Below are 4,502 nucleotides of genomic sequence, written 5' to 3' on the forward strand. Positions count from 1 at the left end.
TTCGCATCGTGCCTTGGCGTGCCGACCGCCGAGATCCAGGACAACTCCATCGACTCGGCGGACGGTCCCGACCTGATGAGCCCCGACGAGCTGGCCCATGTCAGCTCGTCCGCGGACATCAATCGCCCGGGGGATGTGGCACGTGACGCGGTCATCCTGCGACGTCCGCAGGCGCCCACCTGCATTGGCCGGCTCTTCCTCCGGGGGCTCGAGCAAGAAGCGTCGTCCAACGGCGAGAGCGTCACGCTCGACTCGGCGCTGGCGCTGCCCGGGCTGTCCGGGCTGTCCGGGGCCACACAGGCCGTACGCATGGCGATAACCGTCGCCGCCAACGGCGGTAAGATCCACATTACCTTCGACATAATCTTCATCTGGTCCGACCGTGTCGAGAGCACTATCGTGCTTGGTCAGATCAACGGCGTCCCGGACCGGACGCGGGAGCAGAACGTGATAAGCCAGGTCGCCGAGAAGGTCGCCCGCCAGTGACATCCAATGATCATCTGCGGCTCGCGACAGGCACCGGCACGTCGGCTGGTATCGCCGTCGGGCTTACTCACTTCTGACATATATTCTTACCAATTCTTGACATTTAAGAGCCACAATGAGCGTGTGGCCCCACACTCCGCCGTTGCGCATGCTCCGCCGTCCGTCCGCGCACTGGTGTCAGCAGTGCTCGGTCTGCTCGTCGTGGTGACCGGATGCACCCCCGGGCACGGTGCGTCCACGGGGGAGGGCACCGGCCGGCCCACGACGACTGAGACGGTGGCGGTCGGGTCGTCCACCCAGACGATCACCGTCGGCGGGCAGGCGCGGACCTTCCACCTCTACCGGCCGGCGTCGCTGCCGGTGTCGGGCGCGGTGCCGCTGGTCGTCATGCTCCACGGCGGTTACGGCAGCGGAACCCAGGCCGAGTCCTCCTACGGCTGGGACGCCGAGGCCGACAGTCAGCACTTCATGGTCGCCTATCCCGACGGCCTCGACCATGCCTGGGATGTGGGCGGCGGCTGTTGCGGTACGCCGGGGCGCACCAACGTCGACGACGTGGCCTTCATCACCCAGCTCGTGGCCATCGTGAGCCACGCGCTACCCATCGACCCGACCCGGGTCTACGCCACAGGCATATCCAACGGCGGGATGCTCGCCTACCGGCTGGCCTGCGACACCACCGTGTTCGCCGCCATCGGGCCGGACTCGGCCACCCTGCTCGGCCCGTGCCCAGCGCCGGCGCCCGTCGCGGTCATCCACCTTCACGGCACCGCCGATCACAACATCCCCTACAACGGTGGCCAGGGCGACGGCACCGCAAAGATCAACGGGCCTGCGGTTCCGTCCCTGATCGCAACCTGGCGCGAGGTCGATCACTGCCCCGCGCCGACGGTCGAGACGGCCGGGTCGGTCACGACGTCGGTGGCCCGCTGCCCCGCCGGTCGCGACGTCGAGCTGATCACCATCGCCGGGGCAGGTCACCAGTGGCCGGGCGGGGAGCCCAAGCCCGTGCTGGAGCGCCTGCTGCACCTTGATCCCCCGTCTGCCGCACTGAACGCCACCGACGCCATCTGGCGCTTCTTCGCCACCCATCCCAAACCCGCCGGCGGCTGACCGCAGGACCTGATGGGAACAACGGCACCGCCCCCCTCTGCGACATGTGACAGGCTCAGACAACGATCAGAATCTCGGTTGACCGCGTCGCCTTACCGCTCCACATGGGTGAGTCGCTCGTGTATGCAGGCAAGCAGTTCTTCGGTGTCGACCGGCTTGGTGATGTAGTCGGTGGCGCCGGCAGCGAGGCACTTCTCCCGATCGCTCTGCATGGCCTTCGCTGTGACTGCGATGATCGGGAGGCTTGCAAAGCGCGGCATGTTCCGGATGACCTCCATGGTCGCGTAGCCGTCCATTTCAGGCATCATGACGTCCATCAGGATGAGATCGACTGCCGTCGCCAACAGGACATCGATGCCCATGCGTCCGTTAGGCGCGTGGATCACCATGAGGTCGTGAAGTTCGAGCATGCTGGTAATAGCAAAGACGTTCCGGATGTCATCATCGATAACCAGAATCGTACGGTCGCGTAGTCCTGGGTACGTCGAGGTGTCGGGCACGGGCAACAGTTCCGCGGGCGCGCTCGGGGCTCCCCGGAGTGGCAGCACATTACCCGGATGATCAGCGGACAGGTACAAGGTGATACGTTCACGAAGATCATCTAGAGAACGCAACGATTCCAGGCGGTGGGTGCGGAAACGGACCTGGGCGAGCCGCTCGTGGGCGGTGCTCCGCGAGGGGTGGGCGAGGACCGGGATGTCCTGCAGATCCGGGCGTTCCCGGATTCTGTCGAGGAAAGCGAACGCGGACGCGTCGGGAAGGGCCAAGTCGAGCACGACACAACGGTAGGCTGTTGCCAGCAGGTGGCCGATGGCGTCGTCAGGGCCGGTGGCGGTGGTGATGTGGACAGCCCCGTGGGTGTCGGCAATGTCGGCTGCCGCACTGCGCGCGAGAAGGGTCAGCAGACCGTTGTCGTCAGGTTCGACGACGAGCAGGCGGCACTCACCGGACGCTATGACAGGCGCCGGCGTCGAGTCGACACCTGCCGGCACTGTGGCACCTTGTTTTTCTTCGGCACCATGGATTTCTTCGACCACGGAGTCGAAGGTGGGCAGCGGCAGGTAGAAGGTAAAAATACTACCATGCTCGAACTCACTTTGGGCGTGGATTTCACCGCCGAGGAGGGTCGCGACCTCACGGGAGATGGACAGGCCAAGGCCGGTTCCGCCGTATCTACGGCTGGTGGTGCCATCGCCCTGCTGAAAGGCTCCGAACACTTTGTCCAGGTTCTCTTCGGCTATACCGACGCCGGTGTCGATCACGGAGAACATCATGGCCCTACGCCACTCGCGGCCGAGCACGCTGCCATCGGCCATCCGGATCCGAAGTTCCACCCCGCCCTGTTCGGTGAACTTCACCGCATTGGACAGCAGGTTGCGCAATATCTGCTGCAGACGTTGCTGGTCGGTGAAAAGTATATCCGGCAGGTCAGGAGCGACATCGACCGTGAACTGCAGACCCTTCTCCGTGGTCAGGGGACGGAAAGTGGTCTGGACATCCTCGATCAGCTTCGTCAGGGCGAAGCGCTCCAGGTGGATATCGATCTTCCCAGCCTCAACCTTGGAAAGATCCAGGATATCGTTGATGAGCTGGAGAAGGTCGGAGCCGGCAGAGTGGATGACGTTGGCGTACTCGACCTGCTTCGGTGTGAGGTTGCCAGCTGGGTTCTGAGCCAGCAACCGCGCCAGAATCAGCAGGCTGTTCAGCGGCGTACGTAGTTCGTGGGACATGTTGGCGAGAAACTCCGACTTGTACTTCGATGCCAGGGCGAGCTGTCGCGCCCTTTCTTCGATCTCCTGTCGCGCTTGTTCGATCTCGTAGTTCTTGATTTCGATGTCATGATTCTGGCGGGCGAGGAGAGTTGCCTTTTCTTCGAGCTCGGCGTTGGAACGCTGAAGCTCCTCCTGCCGAGCCTGCAGTTCTTCGGAACGTGCCTGCAGCTCGCCGGCGAGGCGCTGCGACTCGTCCAGCAGCGCGTCGGTTCGAGAGTTGGCGATGATGGTGTTGACGTTGACGCTGATTGTTTCCATCAGCTGGTTCAGAAAGTCCCGGTGCACTTGCGTGAACGGGGTGAAGGAGGCGAGCTCAAGAACGCCGAGGACGTGGTCTTCAAAGAGAATCGGCAGTACGATAAGGCTGACGGGCGCGGCTTGGCCGAGGCTGGAGGAAATCCTCACATAGTGGGCGGGCGTCTGCTCGACCACGATCGGTTTTTTCGTCCGGGCCGCCTGTCCGATCAGGGATTGTCCGACGTTGAACTCTCGCGGCACATCGGCGTGGGTCTGGTAGCCGTAGCTGGCGATCAGCTGCAGGGTGGAGCTGTTTGGACCGGATCCGGTCAGGAAAAATGTGCCGTGTTGCGCGCTGACCAATGGAGTCAGCTCGTCCATGATCAGATGGGCGACCGTAGTGAGATCGCGGCTTCCCTGCATCAGGCTGGAGACGCGGGCCAGGTTGGTCTTCAACCAGTCCTGCTCCTGATTGGCCCGGGTGGTCTCACGTAGTGACTGCACCATGGCGTTGATGTTGTCTTTGAGTTCGGCGACCTCGCCCTGAGCCTCCACGGCGATGGACCGGGTGAGATCGCCGGTGGCGACTGCACTGGTCACCGCGGCGATCGCCCGCACTTGGCGGGTGAGATTTCCGGCGAGATCGTTAACGTTCTCCGTAAGGCGCTTCCACGTCCCGGAGACGCCCTCGACCTTGGCCTGCCCGCCGAGGATCCCCTCGGTGCCGACCTCACGGGCCACCCGGGTCACCTCGGCGGCGAACGATGACAGCTGATCGACCATCGTGTTGATGGTGGTCTTGAGCTCGAGGATCTCCCCGCGCGCATCGACATCGATCTTCTTGGAAAGATCACCTTGGGCTACGGCAGTGGTGACCTGAGCGATGTTACGGAC

Annotated in this window: 3 protein-coding genes; 2 read left to right on the plus strand and 1 reads right to left on the minus strand. The window is 63.6% G+C overall.

Features of this window, described 5'->3' with window-relative positions:
* Positions 1–486, plus strand: a 486-nt coding sequence (locus U9980_RS22925; protein ID WP_322769833.1) for a hypothetical protein, incomplete at its 5' end; no start/stop codon positions are given.
* Between the two features lie 171 nt (positions 487–657).
* Complete coding sequence (locus U9980_RS22930; RefSeq protein ID WP_416210363.1) at positions 658–1,599, plus strand: alpha/beta hydrolase family esterase; 942 nt, start codon at positions 658–660, stop codon at positions 1,597–1,599.
* 92 nt (positions 1,600–1,691) lie between these two features.
* Here the strand turns inward: U9980_RS22930 and U9980_RS22935 are convergent.
* On the minus strand, positions 1,692–4,502 hold a 2,811-nt coding region (locus tag U9980_RS22935; protein WP_322769835.1), incomplete at its 5' end, for a response regulator.

Origin of the sequence: Protofrankia sp. Cr1 (genome assembly GCF_963555865.1) — a bacterium.
Lineage (GTDB): Bacteria > Actinomycetota > Actinomycetes > Frankiales > Frankiaceae > Protofrankia.